The organism is Pseudomonas sp. SIMBA_068 (genome assembly GCF_046534705.1).
In the GTDB taxonomy this organism is placed as follows: Bacteria; Pseudomonadota; Gammaproteobacteria; order Pseudomonadales; family Pseudomonadaceae; genus Aquipseudomonas; species Aquipseudomonas putida.
The window spans coordinates 341,720-358,439 of the sequence record NZ_JAWRYI010000007.1; the positions used below are offsets into that span (position 1 = coordinate 341,720).

Consider the following 16,720-nt stretch of genomic DNA (forward strand, 5'->3'; position numbering starts at 1 on the left):
CGCCTGTCGAAACGCCCCTAAGAAATTACTGTAAGTGCTTCAATCTTTTACCCCTTGGGCCGATATCCAGATCGACAGGCCCCGCATCGCGTCATGAGCGTGCTGCGCCCTCCCCTCATTGGCTCAAGGTCTCGAAACATGAACCTGAAATTTCGCCACAAGATCCTGCTCAGCGCCTGCGGCGTCGTGGTCCTGGCATTTGCCCTGTTCACGCTCTACAACGACTACCTGCAACGCAACACCATTCGCCAGAACATCGAAGCCTCGGTGCAGCAGTCCGGTGCACTGACCGCCAGCAGCGTGCAAAACTGGATGAGCGGGCGCATCCTGGTGCTGGAAAACCTGGCCCAGGACATCGGCCAGCAAGGTGCCGGCGAGACCCTGGCCGGGCTGATCGAGCAGCCTTCCTACACGCGCAATTTCCTGTTCACCTACCTGGGCCAGGCCAACGGGGTGTTCACCCAGCGCCCGGACACCCAGATGCCTGCCGGTTACGACCCCCGCCAGCGCCCGTGGTATGGCGCCGCCGCCAACGCCGGGCAAACCGTGCTGACAGCCCCTTACCAGGGCGCCGTCGGTGGCCTGATGGTGACCATCGCCACCCCGGTGAAGAGCAAGAACAATGGCGAACTGCTGGGTGTGGTCGGTGGTGACGTGACCCTCGACACCCTGGTCGAAATCATCAACTCGGTCGATTTCGGTGGCATCGGCCATGCCTTCCTGGCCGACGCCAATGGCCAGGTGATTGTCAGCCCAGAGAAAGACCAGGTGATGAAGAACCTCAAGGACATCTACCCCGGGAGCAATCTGCGGGTTGCCGCCGGCATGCAGGATGTCACCCTGAACGGCCAGGACCGCATCATCTCCTTCGCCCCGGTGGCCGGGCTGCCGTCGGCGCAGTGGTACATCGGTCTGTCGATCGACAAAGACAAGGCTTACGCCGCGCTCAGCCAGTTCCGCACCTCGGCGATCATCGCCATGCTGATTGCCGTGGCGGCCATCGCCGGCCTGCTCGGCCTGCTGATCCCGGTGCTGATGAGCCCGCTGACCACCATGGGCCGCGCCATGCGCGACATCGCCGAGGGTGAAGGTGACCTTACCCGCCGCCTGACCGTGCAGAACAAGGACGAGTTCGGCGAGCTGGCCACCTCGTTCAACCGCTTTGTCGAGCGCATCCATGCCTCGATCAGCGAAGTGTCTTCGGCCACCCGCCTGGTACATGACCTGTCGGAGAAAGTGGTCAGCGCGTCCAACGCCTCGATCAGCGGTTCTGAAGAACAGAGCATGCGCACCAACAGCGTGGCCGCCGCCATCAACGAGCTGGGTGCCGCCACCCAGGAAATCGCCCGCAACGCCGCCGATGCCTCGCAGCATGCCAGCGGCGCCAGCGAGCAGGCCCACGGCGGACGTGAAGTGGTCGAGGAAGCGATCAGCGCCATGACCGCCCTGTCGCAGCGCATCAGCGAATCCTGCGCGCAGATCGAAACGCTTAACGCCAGCACCGACGAAATCGGCAAGATCCTCGACGTGATCAAGGGCATCTCGCAGCAAACCAACCTGCTGGCCCTAAACGCCGCCATCGAGGCGGCCCGTGCCGGTGAAGCTGGCCGTGGTTTTGCCGTGGTGGCCGACGAAGTGCGCAACCTGGCGCACCGCACCCAGGAATCGGCGGAAGAGATTCACCGCATGATCACCAGCCTTCAAGTAGGCTCGCGCGAAGCGGTGCACACCATGAACACCAGCCAGGTGTCCAGCGAGCAGACTGTGCAGGTGGCCAACCAGGCCGGTGTGCGCCTGGCCAGCGTGACCCAGCGCATTGGCGAAATCGATGGCATGAACCAGTCGGTGGCTACCGCTACCGAAGAACAGACTGCCGTGGTCGAGAGCCTTAACCTGGACATTACCCAGATCAACGCCCTGAACCAGCAGGGTGTGGAAAACCTCAACGACACCCTGCGCCATTGCGACCAGCTGGCCCAGCAGGCCGGGCGCTTGAAGCAACTGGTGGGCAGCTTCAGGATTTAAGCCCTGTCATAGACGGCAACGGCCACCGCCTGTTGCCGCCTGTACTGGCCCAATCGCCAGCAAGCCAGCTCCCACAGCCAAAGCGCTGACCATAAGCCCTGAATATCCCTGTGGGAGCTGGCTTGCCGGCGATTGGGCTGCGCAGCAGCCCCTTATGCCACCGCCGCCTTGACGGCCCTGCCCCGCCGCACCCAGGCAAGCAACACCGCCGCCATCAGCACGAACCCCAGGTAGCCAAAGAACGGGTACACCTCGCCCACCAGGCTGATGAACCCCACCAGGCTGCAACCAAACGCCACCACCCCGGTAACCACCGAGCCCCAGCGGAACTTCGCCGTGCCCGCCGGCAGCAGCCGTGAAAGGAACGAGAACAACGTACCCACCGCGGTGTTGACGATCATGCCGAAGATGATCAGGCACATCACCAGCCCCAGCAGCGGCGACACCTCGCTGGCAATCGACAGCATCGGCATGGGCAAGTCGGCCACGCTGTCCAGGCGCGACAACAGCCCGGCACTCATCACCAGCATCAGGCCACCCAGCGCCGCGCCGCCGAGCAGGCCACCCCACATTGCGGTTTTCTCGCCCTTGGCCGAGCCGCCTAGAATGGCCAGGATCGGCGCGCCGGCCACAATGTTGTAAGACACATACAGGAACGCGCCCAGCAGCCAGTGGCGGGTGCCGGCTTGTTGCTGGCTGGCCAGGTGATCGAGCGCGGCGAAGCTCTGCTCGCGGGTGAATACGGCATACAACGCGATTGCCGACGCCACCAGAATCAACAGCGGGGTGATGGCGCCAATGGCCAGGATCACCTTGCGCACGTCCAGGCACACGATGCCCACCACCACCAGCGTTACCAGCACGCTGCCGGTGAGTGCCGGAATGCCGAACTGCTGCTCCAGCAGCGCACCACCGCCGGCCAGCATGACCACGGTGACGGCGAACATGAAAAAGGTGATCAGCCAGTCGACGAACAGGCCCAGGTGGCGGCCGCAGATGGCCTGGATCACATCCTTGTGCGATGTGGCCTGCTGGCGGTTGCCCAACGCCGCCAGGGCCATGCCGAGGAAGGTGAACAGGGCGGCGCTGACCAGTGCGCCGACCAGCCCCCACACGCCGAAGTCGACAAAGAACAACAACAGTTCCCGCCCTGAAGCGAACCCTGCCCCCACGATCACGCCGACAAATGCGCCGGCAATCTTCAGTTGCTCTTGCATGTGAACCTCTGGATTTATTGTTGTTGTCTTACTGCCACCCCATATCTTTTGTAGGAGCAGCCTTGCGCTGCGAAGAGGCCGGTAAGGTCGTTGCAAGCGCTTGGCTTTACTGGCCTCTTCGCAGCGCAAGGCTGCTCCTACAAAAGCTTCGTGCTTGGTTACTCGTCGCCGATAAACGCCTGCACTTCAATCTCCACATCCACCCCCAGCGCCAAGGCCGAGGCCACGGTCGAACGCACCGGCAGCGCCGCGCCGAAGAACTCTTTGTAGACCTCGTTGAAACCGGCGAAATGGCTCATGTCCGACAGCCATACCGTGGCCTTTACCACTTGATCGAAGCGCGCGCCGCAAGCCGCCAGGCTTTCGGCGATGCGCTCGCAGGCTGCGCGGGTCTGGGCCTGGATATCACCGCGCACTACTTCACCACTGGTGCTCATCGGCACCTGGCCGGAGAGGAACAGAAAACCACCCGCCTTCACCGCACGGGAAAACGGAAACGGCAGGCTGCTGGGGAAACGCTGGATGTCATTGCTCATGAGATGCTCCTTTCAAGGTTGCTGGAAACGGGCCGGGGACAGGCGCTCGGGCGCCACCCCCTGGCTGACAAGACCAGGACACAGGGGGTGGCCAAGCAGCAGGTCGGCGGCCAGGCGCGAGGCGCCGGCGGCCGACTGGATGCCATAGCCACCTTGCGCCGCCAGCCAGAAAAACGCGGGGGCGTGTGCATCGAAACCGATCACCAGGTCCCCGTCGGCAACGAATGAGCGCAGCCCGGCCCAGGTGTGGCTGGGGCGGCGGATCGCCAAGGTGGTCATGGCTTCGATGTTGTAGATGCCCAAGGCGACGTCGAGCTCTTCGGGCGCGGCGTCCTGGGGTTCGACCGGGTCGGCATTGGCTGGCGACCCCAGCAACTGGCCGGCGTCGGGCTTGAAGTAGAAGCTTTCGTCGACGCCGATCACTGCTGGCCAGCGGGCGAAGTCCTGGTCTGCCGGGCCGGGGAAGGTGAACGCGCTGCGCCGGCAAGGTTGCAGGCCGATGCGCGCCACGCCGCACTGCTCGGCCACGCGGTCAGCCCAGGCGCCAGCAGCGTTCACCAACTGACGGGCCTGCACCCGGCTGCCGTCACCCAGCTCCACCTGCCACAGGCCGCCCAGGTACGAGGCCTGGACAAGCTCGGCGTTGCAGCGCAGCTCTCCGCCGGCGGCGCGATAACCGCGCAAGAAGCCTTGGTGCAGGGCGTGAACGTCCAGGTCCATGGCACCCGGTTCAAGCACTGCCCCGGCCAGGGTTTCGCCACGCAGGCTGGGCACCAGGGCCAGGGCGGCGTCACGGTCAAGCAGGCGGACTTCGGTGCCATTGGCCAGGTTCTGCGCATGGGTCTGCTCAAGCAGCTCGCGCTGCTCCACGCTGGCCACATACAGGCAGCCGCGAGGTTCCAGCAGCGGATGCTCACAGAAGCCTTGCGGCGGCGTTTCGTAAAAGGCCCGGCTGGCGCGGGTCAGTGCCTGGATCTGCGCGGTGCCGTAGGCCTCCATGAACATGGCCGCCGAGCGCCCGGTGGAGTGGTAACCAGGCTGTGATTCGCGCTCGAGCACCAGTACGCGCTGCTGGCCAGCCAGGCGATAGCCCAGCGACGCACCGGCAATGCCGGCACCGATGATCAGGGTGTCGAAGGTTGGGGTCATGCACGCTCCTGCCAGGCTAATTATCATTTATGAGAATTCTAATATATGAGAATTTAGAAATACGCAAGTGTCCAAGGTAAGATGCCCGACCAACGCCGTATGCCGAGAGCCCTGAATGCCCGCTGCCCTACCCCTGCTTGACCGCACTGTAGTCGGCCAGCGCCTGCGCCAGGTGCGCAAGGCGCGCCAGATGACACTCAAGCAGTTGTCCGAAGCCAGTGGCGTACCGGTGTCCACCCTGTCGAAGATGGAGCTGGCACAAGTCTCGGTCAGCTACGAGAAGCTGGCTGCCGCCGCACGGGCGTTGAATGTCGACATTGCCCAGTTGTTTCGCGCCGGCGGTACGGTCACCACCCCGGTGCCGGTGACCGTGGTGGTCGACTCGCTACCTGCAGCGGCGGGGTACTCCACCGGCACCTACGACTACCACCCCATTGCTGGCGACTTCCCCGAGCGGCGCATGACCCCGGCCTATGCCCGCATCATCGCCCGCGAACGGGGCCAGTTCGACGACTTTATCCGCCACCCCGGGCAAGAGTTCGCCCTGGTGCTGAGCGGGCGCGTGCGCATCGAGTTCGAAACCGGTGAAGCCGTGAGCATCGGGCCGCAGGAAACCGCGTACTTCGACAGCCAAGTGGGGCACATCTACCTGTCGGAAAGTGAGGATGGCGGGGACGCGCATGTGATGGTGGTGATGACCGATCGCTGAAGGCGCCCGGTTATAACCTAATAACGAACAAGTCTATTTGGCTATAAAAAAATCTATATGCTGGCTGCATCCGATAACGGGCAAAGATGGGCAGTCGAGTAGCGTATGGATGTAGGTTCTTTCGGTTTCACCATTGCTGGCCTGGTCGTGGGTTTCATCGTCGGCATGACCGGCGTCGGTGGCGGCTCGCTGATGACCCCGATCCTGTTGTGGTTTGGCATCAGCCCGGCGACGGCCGTCGGTACCGACCTGCTCTATGCGGCAATTACCAAAGCCAGTGGCGTCTGGGTGCATGCGCGCCACAAGAACATCGACTGGAAGATCACCGGCCTGCTCAGCCTGGGCAGCGTGCCCGCCGCAGCGCTGACGCTGTGGTTCCTCAACACCCTGCACACCGACACCTCGGCGCTCAACGCCATCATCAAGCAGGGCCTGGCGGTGGTACTGATCCTGACCGCGCTGGCCATCCTGTTCAAATCACGCCTGCAGGCTTTTGCCAGCCGCCATGCCGGTGACCACTACCACCTCAGCGACCGTAGCCTGAACACCCTTACCGTGCTTACTGGCGTGGTACTGGGGGTAATGGTCACCCTCACCTCCATCGGTGCTGGCGCACTGGGTACGGTGGCGCTGTTCCTGCTGTACCCGTTTCTGGTCACGCGCCGCCTGGTCGGTACCGAAATCGCTCATGCCGTGCCGCTCACCCTCGTAGCAGGCCTGGGCCACGCCGGCATGGGCAACATGGACTGGTCGCTGCTGGGTTACCTGCTGCTGGGCTCGCTGCCGGGCATTTACCTGGGCAGCCACCTCACCGGACGGATCTCCGACCGCGTGCTGCGTCCATGCCTGGCGGCGATGCTGCTGCTGATCGGCTACAAGCTGGCGTTCTGACCTTCAGCCCAGGCGCAGGCGCCACTGCCCGGTAAAGCTCAGCCCAAGGCGCGAAAGCGGCAGCACGTCGATACGCTGGCTGGCCTGCATCGGGCACCCCAACACCTGTACCAGCACGGCGCGCATGACCATCGGGTGAGTCACCGCCAGCCACTCACCCGGCGTGTCGAAAGCCGCCAGCCAGGTGGCCACACGCTGGCATAGCGCAGCAAACGACTCCCCACCATGCACCGCACTGGCAGGGTCCTGCAGCCAGTCTGCCAACGCCTGCGGTTGTTCGGTTTGCAACTGCTTCAACGGCAAACCCTGCCAACGCCCCAGGTCGCAATCGGCCAATGCCGGCTCGATCTGCGCCGGCCCCGACAACCACGCCGCCGTCTCGCAGGCTCGCCGCTCTGGCGCAGTCAGCACCTGCATGCCGGGCACGATGGCGTCGGGGTGTTGGGTCAACGGCAAGATGCCGTCATCTGCACGGTGCAGGTGCCCGGTCTTCTGGGCCTGGGTCAGGGCATGGCAGATCAGAGTAAGGCGGACGGCTTTCACCGGGGGCTCTCTCGCAGCAGGCAGGGGCCCATGGTTTAGCATGCTGCGAGGCTTTTGGCTGCAACGATGTCGCCGCCCGCACTAACGCGTATCCCTTGTAGGCGCGTTCAGTTCATAAATGGGCAACCACCTGCACCAGACCCCACACCGGCAGCGCCCCCACCAATGCCACCGCCAGCCGCGGCCAGTACGGCAGCAACATCACCAGCACCAACCCCGCCAGCGACAGCACGCCGAACCAGGCCACCGGCCCCATGGCCCAGCCCCAGGCCTGGGCACACAGCGTCAGGCTCGCCAGCAACGCCAACCAACCGGCACTGCGCAGGCTGATCCTCCACGCGCGCGGGCAGGTGCGATTCCACACCTGTTTGTAATGCCGCTCCAGCCCCTGGCACAGCCCGAGCATACCGGCATAAGCGAACAGCACTGCGCCTGCAATCCACATCATCATGCCTCGGCCTCCTGTTGCCGCCCTGTGCGGGCCTTCTGCTGCACCGGTTGTGCTTGCCGCACCCGCCAGGCCACCAGCCCAACCAACACGCCCAGTACCAAGGCACAGGCCGCTACGCCCAGGCGCATGGCGTCTTCGAGGCCGCCAAACGCACCCAGGCCGATGCACAGCAACGCCGTCAGCAACAGTTGCTCGGCCCATGCCCGGCGTGCCGGCCTGACACCCGCATGCAACAGCGCCAGCAGCCATACACCAAAGAACGCACGTACTTCCCAGCTCTCCCGCTGTACCAGTTCCACCGGCAACAAGCGGCTGGTCCACAGCAGCCCGACGCACGCCAGCAGCAAACCGCTGATGAAGCCCACGTTGCACACCTCTGCCACCCGGTACCAGCGCCGTGCCGAAGCATCGGCAGTGGCATTGACATACTTGCGCCCGCGTTTCACGCAGAACAGCACCAGGCCGCTGGCGATCATCAGGCAGCTGACCAGCCCGCACACGAAGTACAGCCAACGCATCGGATAGCCGCCGAACTGGGCGAAGTGCAGGCCGACCATGACCCGCTGGGTCAAAGGCACCGCGCGCCATTCAGGCACGTCACTGAGCAGTTGCCCGCTGACGCCATCGAAGACCATGGCCTGCCCCTTGGCCAGCGCGATGCGATTGCCCAGTTCGGGGCGGATTTCGACGCGCGCCGCCGCCGTGTTCGGGTTGCGGATATTCAAGCCGCCAATCGGCCCGAGCCGCGCCTCGGCCTGGGCCAACAGCGGTGCGACATCCACCAGCGCGGCCGGCTGCCTGGCCAGGCCACGGGGCTGTTCCACGCGAGCATTGCCTTGGGCCTGGAAGTAGGCGCGTGTGTCGCCGGCAAAGAGCGCATCGACCCCGGCGGGGATGTAGATGAGCATGAATATCACCAGGCCGGTGTAGGTGATCATCAGGTGGAACGGCAGCAACAGCACCGCACTGGCGTTGTGGAAATCCAGCCACGAGCGCTGGCCCTTGTTCGGCCGGAAGGTGAAGAATTCCTTGAAGATCTTCTTGTGAATGACAATGCCGGTAATCAAGGCCGCAAGCATCACCAGCGCCAACGCGCCGACGACGAAAATGCCCCAGTTGCGTGGCAGGTCGAGGGTGAAGTGAAAGCGGAAGAAGAAGTTGCCGCCGACACTGTCGCGCACCTCGATGGCCTCGCCGGTGCGCGGGTCGAGTTGTACGCCACCGCCGTGGCGGCGCTCGCCGGTAGACACGCGCAACCCGGGCGCGCGTTCGCTCGGCAGGCTGATCCCCCAGTTGCCGGCCTGCGGTTCATGGGCCTGCAGGTAGTTGATAGCGCGCCGGGCAGCGTCGGCCTGGGGCACCTGGGTGGCCGGGATTTCCGGCTGCATCCAGTGGTTGAGCTCCTTGTCGAACACCGCCAGGGTGCCGGTGACGAAGATGGCGAACAACAGCCAGCCGAAGATCAGCCCGGCCCAGGTGTGCAGCCAGGCCATCGATTGGGTGAAAGTGTTCTTCATGCCAGCCGCTCCATTACCTGCGGCCAGAAACCGATCAGGGCAAGGGGCGCAGCCAGTGCCAGCGGCGCCCAGGCGCGCAGGGCATCACGGCAGGCGAAGGCCCAGAGGATGGCGACGGTGTAAAAAATGAACGCCGGCAGGGTCGCGACAATGACCGCATCGGCGGCAGATAGCGGCAGGATGCGGGCCAGGCAGGCACTGGCGGCGTAGCTGAGGGCGTAGCCGCCGAGCAGTGCGGCGGCGCTGCGGGAGAGTAGTTGTAGCCAGGCAGGGGCTTTGATCATCGGAGGGTTCCTTGAGGTCCGGTGATGAGGCCAGGGCTGCTGCGCAGCCCAATCGCCGGCAAGCCAGCTCCCACAGGTGCCGCACAGGGTTCAAGGGCTGTGCGGGACCTGTGGGAGCTGGCTTGCCGGCGATTGGGCTGCATAGCGGCCCCTTGGTTCAGAAGTTGATATTCAGCGCAGCAAACACCGCCCTGCCCGGCTGGTTATACGTGTTGGCCCCCGAACTACTGGCGTTGCCGCCACGCAGGATCTGCTTGTCGAACACGTTGTTCACGCCCACCCGCACGTCGTAGTTGGCGTTGAACTTGTACCCGGCGCTCACGTCCACCAGGCCATAGGCCTCGACGTCCTGCTGCGCGGCCTTGTCGTAGTCTTGCTGGGTGCGGTAGTTGTAGGTCGGCGACTTCTGTTGACCGAAGTAAGTACCCGCCACCTGGAACGACAGCTGCTCCGTGGCGCGCCAGTCAAGGGTGGTGTTGACGGTATATTCCGGGATCACCGACAGCGGTTCGCCAGTCTCGCGATTGTCGTTGTCGAGCATCCAGGTCAGGTTGGTGTTCCAGTCCAGGGTCGGCGTCAGCTCGATGAAGAAGTTGCCTTCGATACCTTCCACCCGCGCCTTGCCGGCGTTTTCCCACTGGGTCACGCGGCGGCCGCTGTTGATGGCATAGAGCACATCGGTACCGCCGATGATCTTGTTCTTGTAGTCATTGCGGAAGTAGGTGGCGCTGGTACGCCAGGTGCCGCGGTCGTACAGCAGGCCAATCTCTTTGTTGACGCTGATTTCCGGCTTGAGGTCGGCGTTACCCTGCAGGTAGCAGCCACCGGAGTTGGTCTGCTCCACACTGCAGCCTTGGCCGCGGCTGTAGAGCAAGTAATTGGGGTTGGACTGATACAGGTTCGGCACCTTGTAGGCGCGAGCAATGCCGCCTTTGACCGACAGCGCCTCGGTGAGCTTGTGCGACAGGTTCAGGCTGGGGCTGAAGTTGTCGCCAAACATCTCGTGATGGTCAAAACGCAAGCCAGGCGTCACCGTCGTGTCGCCGATGACGATATTGTCCTCGACGAACAATGCGTAGCTTCTGGCGGTCATCTTCGATTCGCTGCGGTCGAAACCGCTGATCGCGTCACTGCCCGAGCCACTCGGGTCGAAGCTCTGCGGACGGAACGAGCCCTGGTCGTTGAGCGACTCGTACAGGTACTCGCCCCCCAGGGTCAGCACATGCTCGGTGCTGCCCAGGGCGAACGGCAAGTTGACCTCACTGTTCAAGCGCGTGTTACGCAACCGCGACATCGCCGCGCCGCTGTCGTTGATCGCCCCTTCCGGGCCACCGGCCAAACCCTCGTTGAGGCGCCAGTTGCGCACGTATTCGTAGGCCAGTGTGGTCTTGCTGGTACCCCAGGTGAAGTCGCCCAGGTGGGTCAGGTCATAGGTGCTGCGCTGCATGACGTTGGTTTCGTGGCCATACAGGCTGGAAATCAGTGCGACGTCGCTGCCGCCGTTGCTGTTCATGGTGTCGCCAGCATAGATATTGCCCTGCCGGCTGTAGCCTGCACTGGCTTCGAAGCGGTGCTCGTCGTTCAGCTTCCAGCTGAGCAGGCCGTTGATGTCCTTGTTGCGCACACCCTCACGGCCGGCAACCAGTGCGCTGTTGGCGTGGCTGGCGTTGATATCGAGGTCGTCAGCGTCAGTCTTGGCCAGGCCGCCGAACAGCCGGAAACCAAGGTTATCGGTGAGGCCGCCACCGAGGTTGAAGTTGGCGCGGCGGCTGACACCCTCGGCACTGTCTTCCGGCAACTGGGTGAACAGGCTGACGCTGCCCTTGAGCTCGTCGGTGGGGCGTTTGGTGATGATATTCACCACCCCGCCCATGGCGCCGGAGCCATAGCGAGCGGCGGCCGGGCCACGCAAGATCTCGATACGCTCGACTGCCTCGGCGGGCACCCAGTTGGTTTCACCACGGGTATCACGGTCACCGTTCCAGCCATAACGCACGGCGTTGCGGGCGCTGGAGGGCTTGCCATCGATGAGGATCAGGGTATTTTCCGGACCCATGCCCCGCAGGTCGATCTGCCGGTTGTTGCCGCGTGCGCCGCTGGCGCTGTTGCCGGTCAGGTTGACGCCGGGCTCGCGGCGGATGATATCGGACAGGTCATTGGATGGCGGGTGGCGCTTGATGTCGTCGGCGGTGATGATCGACGAACCCAAGGCCTGACGCGCCTCGCGCTCGGCGGTGATCAGGGTGTCCTGAATCACCAGCGCGTTGTCGGCAACCGGCACTTCCAGCACCTCACCCGTGCGCTGCTCTTCAGCCTGGGCCGCGGTGGCCACCACGGCCGGTGACGCCAGCGCAACGAACGCCAAGGCCAGGCTGTTGGGTGAAGTTCTGCACTGCATGGGTACATCTCCTGCGATTCATGAGCGAAACGGCACATCCCTGTCGGAAACCGGGAGCCCTCGCCCACCGGCCTCGCAAACACAGTCTGGTGGCCAACAGAGGTGGTAAATATAGGGAATCGCAAATGAGAGTAAATCGTATTTACGAAGTTTACATGTTTGTAACCGAACTTTGCTGAAGCGCGCGGTAGAGCGCCGTATTCCCGCTCACACAGAATCCTGGTCATGCTGAAGTAATTGGCTTCTGCACTGGCTACACTTGCCTTCCTCTAACCCGAGCCATCTGTTCATGCTCCCAGCCACGCTGATTTTCCTGTTCACCCTGACCCTGGTCATCTGGCAACCCAAAGGCCTCGGCGTCGGCTGGAGTGCCACCTTCGGTGCGCTGCTGGCCCTGCTGTGCGGTGTGGTGTCACTGCACGATATCCCCACCGTCTGGGCAATCATCTGGAACGCCACCGCCACCTTCATCGCCCTGATCGTCATCAGCCTGTTGCTGGACGAAGCCGGTTTCTTCGCCTGGACGGCGCTGCATGTGGCGCGTTGGGCCCGAGGCGACGGGCGTCGCCTGTTTGCCTTCATGGTGCTGCTGGGGGCAGCGGTATCCGCGCTGTTCGCCAACGATGGCGCAGCACTGATCCTTACCCCCATCGTCATGTCGATGCTGCTGGCGCTGCGCTTTTCCCCCACGGCAACCCTGGCCTTCGTGATGGGCGCCGGTTTTATCGCCGACACCGCAAGCCTGCCGTTGGTGGTATCGAACCTGGTAAACATCGTGTCGGCGGACTACTTCGGGCTCGGCTTCAACGCCTACGCCGCCGTGATGGTGCCGGTGAACCTGGTGGCGGTAGCGGCCACGCTGCTGGTGCTGTGGCTGTATTTTCGCCGTGACATCCCATTGCGGTACGCCACCGACGACCTGCAGTTGCCTGCCCTGGCAGTGCGCGATCGCGCCACGTTCCGTGCGGGCTGGGTGGTACTGGTGGTGTTGCTGGCCGCGCTGTTCGTGCTGGAGCCGCTGGGCATCCCGGTCAGCGCGGTGGCCTCGGCCTGCGCCGCCGTGCTGTTTGCCGTGGCCGCCCGCGGCCACGTGATTTCAACCCGCCGCGTGCTGCGCGAAGCACCGTGGCAGATCGTGGTGTTTTCGCTGGGGATGTACCTGGTGGTGTACGGGCTGCGCAATGCCGGCCTGACCGACGCCCTTGCCGGGGTACTGGACTGGCTCGCCGGGCATGGGCTGTGGGCGGCTACGCTGGGCACCGGGCTGATTGCGGCGCTGCTCTCGTCGCTGATGAACAACCTGCCCAGTGTGCTGATCGGCGCCTTGTCGATCCATGCCAGCGAAGCCCAGGGCGTGGTGCGCGAGGCGATGATCTACGCCAATGTCATCGGCTGCGACCTGGGGCCGAAGATCACCCCGATAGGCAGCCTGGCCACGTTGCTGTGGCTGCATGTGCTGGCGCGCAAAGGGGTGGTGATCGGCTGGGGGTATTACTTCAAGGTCGGCGTACTGCTGACCGTGCCGGTGCTGCTGGTGACCTTGGCGGCCCTGGCACTTTGGTTGAGTGTTTGAGGTTGCCGGACGGTTTGCATCATGCGCCCGGGCTCCTACAGTTTGAATCGTAGGAACACTGCTGAGCCCCCAGATGCGCAGCAATGAAGTCAGCAGCTCCGCCAATGCCACCCGAACCCTGCCTAAGATCCCGCGCAGTGTCTGGGCGCTGGGTTTTGTGTCGATGTTCATGGACATTTCCTCGGAGATGATCCACGCCCTGCTGCCGCTGTACATGGTCACCGTGCTCGGCACTTCGGTGGTGGCGATGGGCGTTATCGAAGGTATCGCCGAGGCAACCGCCTCGATCAGCAAAGTGTTTTCCGGTGCCCTCAGCGACCGGCTGGGCAAGCGCAAGCTGCTGACGGTGCTCGGCTATGGCCTGGGGGCGCTGACCAAGCCGGTATTCCCCATGGCCTCCGGGCTGGAGTGGCTGACCGCAGCACGTTTCGTCGACCGGGTCGGCAAAGGCATTCGTGGGGCGCCGCGCGACGCGCTGGTGGCGGATGTCACGCCCCCCGAGTTGCGTGGCGCCGCCTTCGGCCTGCGTCAGGCGCTGGATACGGTTGGTGCTTTCCTCGGGCCATTGCTGGCGATCTTACTGATGTGGCTGACCGCGAGCCACTTCCAGACGGTGTTCTGGGTGGCGGTGATCCCGGCGTTCGTGGCGGTGTACATCCTCATCGCCTTCGTCCGCGAACCTGAAACGCCGGCCACGACACGGCCCGTGCGCGCACCGCTGGCGGTACACGAACTGGTCCGCCTGAGCCCGGCCTACTGGAGGCTGATCGGCCTGGCCACATTGTTCACCCTTGCCCGCTTCAGCGAGGCCTTCCTGCTGCTGCGCGCCCAGGACATGGGCCTGGCGCCAATGTGGGCGCCGGCGGTGCTGGTGCTGATGGCGCTGGCCTACTCGGTGTCGGCCTACCCTGCCGGAGTGCTGTCGGACCGCCTGGGGCGCCACGGCGTGCTGATGACGGGGCTGGGGATGCTGATCGCCGCCGACCTGTTGCTGGCCCTGCTGCCTGGCTGGACGGCGCTGGCCCTGGGGGTTGCCGCCTGGGGGCTGCACCTGGGCTTCACCCAGGGCATCTTCGCGGCCATGATCGCCGACAGCGCACCCGCCAACCTGCGCGGGACCGCCTTCGGCCTGTTCAACCTGCTGACCGGGGTGGCACTGCTGGCGGCCAGCGTGGTGGCAGGGTTGTTGTGGGATGGTGCGGGGTTCCAGGCAACCTTCCTGGTCGGCGCAGGGCTTGCCAGCACCACCCTGGTGGGGGTGATGCTGTTACGGTGAGCACACCGGATTAGGCCAACGCCGGTTCCTGCTTGAGCAACGACCAGCCCCCGCGCCCATCCACCTCAAGCCGGTGAGTATGGAACCCCGCCAGTGTGCTGCGATGGCCAACACTGACCAGCAGCGCACCCGGCATTTCCGTACGCAGCAGCGAATACAGGGCGTGCTCGAGCCCTTCGTCCATCGCCGAAGTGGACTCGTCGAGGAACACTACCTGAGGCCGGTTGAACAGCACCCGTGCGAACGCCAGGCGCTGCTGCTCACCCACCGAGAGAATATGCGACCAGTCGCAACTGACCTCCAGCCGCTCCGCCAGATGAGCCAGGTTGACCTGGCGCAAGGCCTGTTGCATACGTATTTCGTCCTCGGGCTTGCTGGCTGCCGGGTAGGCGATGGCCGCCCGCAAGTCGCCCAGGGGCAGGTAGGGGCGCTGCGACAGGAACAACGCCTGATGGCCTGGCGGGCGCCTGATCTTACCTTCAGCGTATGGCCAAAGACCCGCCAGGGCTCGTAGCAGCGTGGTTTTACCACTGCCCGACGGGCCCTTGATCAACAATGCCTGACCGGCGTGCAGGCTCAGGTCAAGGTCAGCGACAAGCGCATGCCCGTCTGGCCGCAGTACCTGCAGATCAGTGATTTCCAACGCATGTTGCTGAGCCTCGGTGGTGACACGCGGCAAGGCGCTCGCCTGCTCGTTGGCATCAAGAAAACCGGTCAGACGGTCGAGGGTGGCCCGGTATTGAGCGAATGCATCGTAAGATTCGCGGAAGAACGACAATGAATCCTGCACCTGGCCAAAGGCCTGGGCGGTCTGCATGACGTCACCCAACTTGATCGCACCGCTGAAGAAGCGTGGCGCCTGGAGTATAAACGGGAACACCACGGCAACCTGGCTAACACCCAGGTTGAAACCACTGAATTTCAGGTTCCGGAACACCAGCGCCCAGGCATTGACGATCAAGGCGCCAAAGCGGCCCAGCAACGTGCCACGCTCCACCAAGGCGCCTTGGTAGAAGGCAATGTTCTCGGCATTCTCGCGCAGGCGCATCAGCGCATAGCGAAAGTTGGCGGTGAGTTTTTCATTGAGGAAGTTCAGGCGGATCAACGGGCGCCCAAGGCGGAAGGCAATCCAGGTGGCAACGATGACATACAGGTACACGGCAAACACCATCGCCCGGGGGACTTCCACACCGGCAACCGCCAGCGGTGCCGACAGCGACCAGAGGATCCCGGTGAAGGCCACCAGCGACACCAGTGCACTGACAGCGCCCAAGGCCAGGGTGACCGAGTTGGTGACAAATGCATTGGCATCCAGCTCGATACGCTGGTCAGGGTTGTCCACCGGCTCGGCCAGAAACTGACCACGGTAGTAGGCATCGCCATGCATCCAGTCGTGGGTCAGGCGATCGGTAAGCCAGACCCGCCAACGAATGCTGAATGCCTGGGTTACATAGAAGGTGAACAGCGAGCGCAGCACGTGGATGGTGGCCAGTACGGCAAAGACGCCGAGCATGTACCAGAAGGCGGATTGATCCAGGCCTTGCAAGGCACTGTAGAAGCCGTTGTACCAGAACGAGAACAGTACGTTCAGGCGCACCGAGAACAGCGTCAACATCAGCAACAGCGCAAACACCAATAGTGGCCGCCAACTGCGCCTGAAACTGAAGTAGGGCCCGGCAAGCTGCCAGAACTGGCTGCCCCAGCGTGTGCAACGGACAGCCAGTGTCGCGGCAGCGGTAAAGCAGACAAGGGTGATGAACGAAGCGATTGCCAGCCATCTCAGGCTCTCTTGCAGGGCCTGGTGCCAGTTCATGTCCATGGTGGGTATCCGTGCTGAGTATTTCCGCGAGCGTAGCATTGCTCTACGGATCATCAGGCATTAATGACGTACATTTCATGATCCTGACCTGTTTCCGCGGCCCCTGTAGGAGCAGCCTTGTGCTGCGAAGAGGCCATTGCAACCCAAGATAATCTTTAGCCTTACCGGCCTCTTCGCAGCACAAGGCTGCTCCTACAGGAGTCGGCCAGAACTGGGGATATTTGCGCCGCAAAGACAAAACCCCTACCTGCATGTGCAGATAGGGGTTTTGCGAAATGAATCTTGACGATGACCTACTCTCACATGGGGAAACCCCACACTACCATCGGCGA

Annotated in this window: 14 protein-coding genes; 5 read left to right on the forward strand and 9 right to left on the reverse strand. The window is 63.6% G+C overall.

Translation table 11 applies throughout. The features are described from left to right. The first annotated feature begins 138 nt into the window (after positions 1 to 138). Entirely contained in the window at positions 139 to 2,025 is a 1,887-nt protein-coding gene (gene mcpA, locus SB756_RS18325; protein WP_410911319.1) for a methyl-accepting chemotaxis protein McpA, read from the forward strand. A 152-nt stretch (positions 2,026 to 2,177) separates the two neighbouring features. On the opposite strand, the gene SB756_RS18330 is transcribed toward mcpA, so the two are convergent. The 3 genes from SB756_RS18330 to SB756_RS18340 form a co-directional block, all read right to left on the reverse strand. Then, positions 2,178 to 3,242 (reverse strand): hypothetical protein, encoded by a 1,065-nt coding sequence (locus SB756_RS18330; RefSeq protein ID WP_341798131.1) that lies wholly within the window; start codon positions 3,240 to 3,242, stop codon positions 2,178 to 2,180. 158 nt (positions 3,243 to 3,400) lie between these two features. Further along, a complete protein-coding gene (locus SB756_RS18335) occupies positions 3,401 to 3,778 on the reverse strand; it encodes a RidA family protein (RefSeq protein WP_341798130.1) in 378 nt (125 codons plus the stop codon). 12 nt (positions 3,779 to 3,790) lie between these two features. Beyond that, complete coding sequence (locus tag SB756_RS18340) at positions 3,791 to 4,927, reverse strand: NAD(P)/FAD-dependent oxidoreductase (RefSeq protein ID WP_410911321.1); 1,137 nt, start codon at positions 4,925 to 4,927, stop codon at positions 3,791 to 3,793. Between the two features lie 115 nt (positions 4,928 to 5,042). Here SB756_RS18340 and SB756_RS18345 point away from each other — a divergent pair, with 115 nt between their 5' ends. Together SB756_RS18345 and SB756_RS18350 are read left to right on the forward strand one after the other, a co-directional pair. Then, a complete protein-coding gene (locus tag SB756_RS18345; RefSeq protein ID WP_049275195.1) occupies positions 5,043 to 5,636 on the forward strand; it encodes a helix-turn-helix domain-containing protein in 594 nt (197 codons plus the stop codon). A gap of 105 nt (positions 5,637 to 5,741) precedes the next feature. Next, positions 5,742 to 6,527 (forward strand): sulfite exporter TauE/SafE family protein, encoded by a 786-nt coding sequence (locus SB756_RS18350; protein WP_043204391.1) that lies wholly within the window; start codon positions 5,742 to 5,744, stop codon positions 6,525 to 6,527. A 3-nt stretch (positions 6,528 to 6,530) separates the two neighbouring features. Here SB756_RS18350 and SB756_RS18355 read toward each other — a convergent pair whose 3' ends face one another. From SB756_RS18355 to SB756_RS18375, 5 genes are all read right to left on the reverse strand, one after another. After that, complete coding sequence (locus SB756_RS18355) at positions 6,531 to 7,070, reverse strand: histidine phosphatase family protein (RefSeq protein WP_410911323.1); 540 nt, start codon at positions 7,068 to 7,070, stop codon at positions 6,531 to 6,533. Between the two features lie 112 nt (positions 7,071 to 7,182). Continuing rightward, positions 7,183 to 7,521: a DUF3325 domain-containing protein gene (locus tag SB756_RS18360; RefSeq protein WP_341798127.1), complete on the reverse strand. Its 339-nt coding sequence runs from the start codon at positions 7,519 to 7,521 to the stop codon at positions 7,183 to 7,185. Beyond that, on the reverse strand, positions 7,518 to 9,038 hold the full coding sequence (locus SB756_RS18365; RefSeq protein WP_410911325.1) for a PepSY-associated TM helix domain-containing protein: 1,521 nt from the start codon (positions 9,036 to 9,038) through the stop codon (positions 7,518 to 7,520). The genes SB756_RS18360 and SB756_RS18365 overlap by 4 nt, the downstream gene beginning before the upstream one ends. Next, the gene (locus SB756_RS18370; RefSeq protein WP_028613446.1) at positions 9,035 to 9,322 is read right to left on the reverse strand and encodes a hypothetical protein; all 288 of its coding nucleotides are present in this window, start codon (positions 9,320 to 9,322) and stop codon (positions 9,035 to 9,037) included. The genes SB756_RS18365 and SB756_RS18370 overlap by 4 nt, the downstream gene beginning before the upstream one ends. Positions 9,323 to 9,479: 157 nt before the next feature. Then, positions 9,480 to 11,720, reverse strand: a complete 2,241-nt coding sequence (locus tag SB756_RS18375; RefSeq protein ID WP_410911326.1) for a TonB-dependent siderophore receptor — start codon at positions 11,718 to 11,720, stop codon at positions 9,480 to 9,482. A 289-nt stretch (positions 11,721 to 12,009) separates the two neighbouring features. Between SB756_RS18375 and SB756_RS18380 the strand changes: the two genes are divergently transcribed. Both SB756_RS18380 and SB756_RS18385 read left to right on the forward strand, forming a co-directional pair. After that, on the forward strand, positions 12,010 to 13,293 hold the full coding sequence (locus SB756_RS18380) for an arsenic transporter (protein WP_096425860.1): 1,284 nt from the start codon (positions 12,010 to 12,012) through the stop codon (positions 13,291 to 13,293). A 73-nt stretch (positions 13,294 to 13,366) separates the two neighbouring features. After that, positions 13,367 to 14,569 (forward strand): MFS transporter, encoded by a 1,203-nt coding sequence (locus tag SB756_RS18385; protein ID WP_410911328.1) that lies wholly within the window; start codon positions 13,367 to 13,369, stop codon positions 14,567 to 14,569. Positions 14,570 to 14,579: 10 nt separating this feature from the next. On the opposite strand, the gene SB756_RS18390 is transcribed toward SB756_RS18385, so the two are convergent. After that, entirely contained in the window at positions 14,580 to 16,388 is a 1,809-nt protein-coding gene (locus SB756_RS18390; RefSeq protein ID WP_410911329.1) for an ABC transporter ATP-binding protein/permease, read from the reverse strand. Positions 16,389 to 16,720 lie beyond the last annotated feature (332 nt).

Excerpts from the sequence above, each read along its gene's own strand:
- mcpA (WP_410911319.1), top strand. The coding sequence starts at position 139 with ATGAACCTGAAATTTCGCCACAAGATCCTGCTCAGCGCCTGCGGCGTC.
- SB756_RS18330 (WP_341798131.1), bottom strand. The coding sequence starts at position 3,242 with ATGCAAGAGCAACTGAAGATTGCCGGCGCATTTGTCGGCGTGATCGTG.
- SB756_RS18335 (WP_341798130.1), bottom strand. The coding sequence starts at position 3,778 with ATGAGCAATGACATCCAGCGTTTCCCCAGCAGCCTGCCGTTTCCGTTT.
- SB756_RS18340 (WP_410911321.1), bottom strand. The coding sequence starts at position 4,927 with ATGACCCCAACCTTCGACACCCTGATCATCGGTGCCGGCATTGCCGGT.
- SB756_RS18345 (WP_049275195.1), top strand. The coding sequence starts at position 5,043 with ATGCCCGCTGCCCTACCCCTGCTTGACCGCACTGTAGTCGGCCAGCGC.
- SB756_RS18350 (WP_043204391.1), top strand. The coding sequence starts at position 5,742 with ATGGATGTAGGTTCTTTCGGTTTCACCATTGCTGGCCTGGTCGTGGGT.
- SB756_RS18360 (WP_341798127.1), bottom strand. The coding sequence starts at position 7,521 with ATGATGATGTGGATTGCAGGCGCAGTGCTGTTCGCTTATGCCGGTATG.
- SB756_RS18365 (WP_410911325.1), bottom strand. The coding sequence starts at position 9,038 with ATGAAGAACACTTTCACCCAATCGATGGCCTGGCTGCACACCTGGGCC.
- SB756_RS18370 (WP_028613446.1), bottom strand. The coding sequence starts at position 9,322 with ATGATCAAAGCCCCTGCCTGGCTACAACTACTCTCCCGCAGCGCCGCC.
- SB756_RS18375 (WP_410911326.1), bottom strand. The coding sequence starts at position 11,720 with ATGCAGTGCAGAACTTCACCCAACAGCCTGGCCTTGGCGTTCGTTGCG.
- SB756_RS18380 (WP_096425860.1), top strand. The coding sequence starts at position 12,010 with ATGCTCCCAGCCACGCTGATTTTCCTGTTCACCCTGACCCTGGTCATC.
- SB756_RS18385 (WP_410911328.1), top strand. The coding sequence starts at position 13,367 with ATGCGCAGCAATGAAGTCAGCAGCTCCGCCAATGCCACCCGAACCCTG.
- SB756_RS18390 (WP_410911329.1), bottom strand. The coding sequence starts at position 16,388 with ATGGACATGAACTGGCACCAGGCCCTGCAAGAGAGCCTGAGATGGCTG.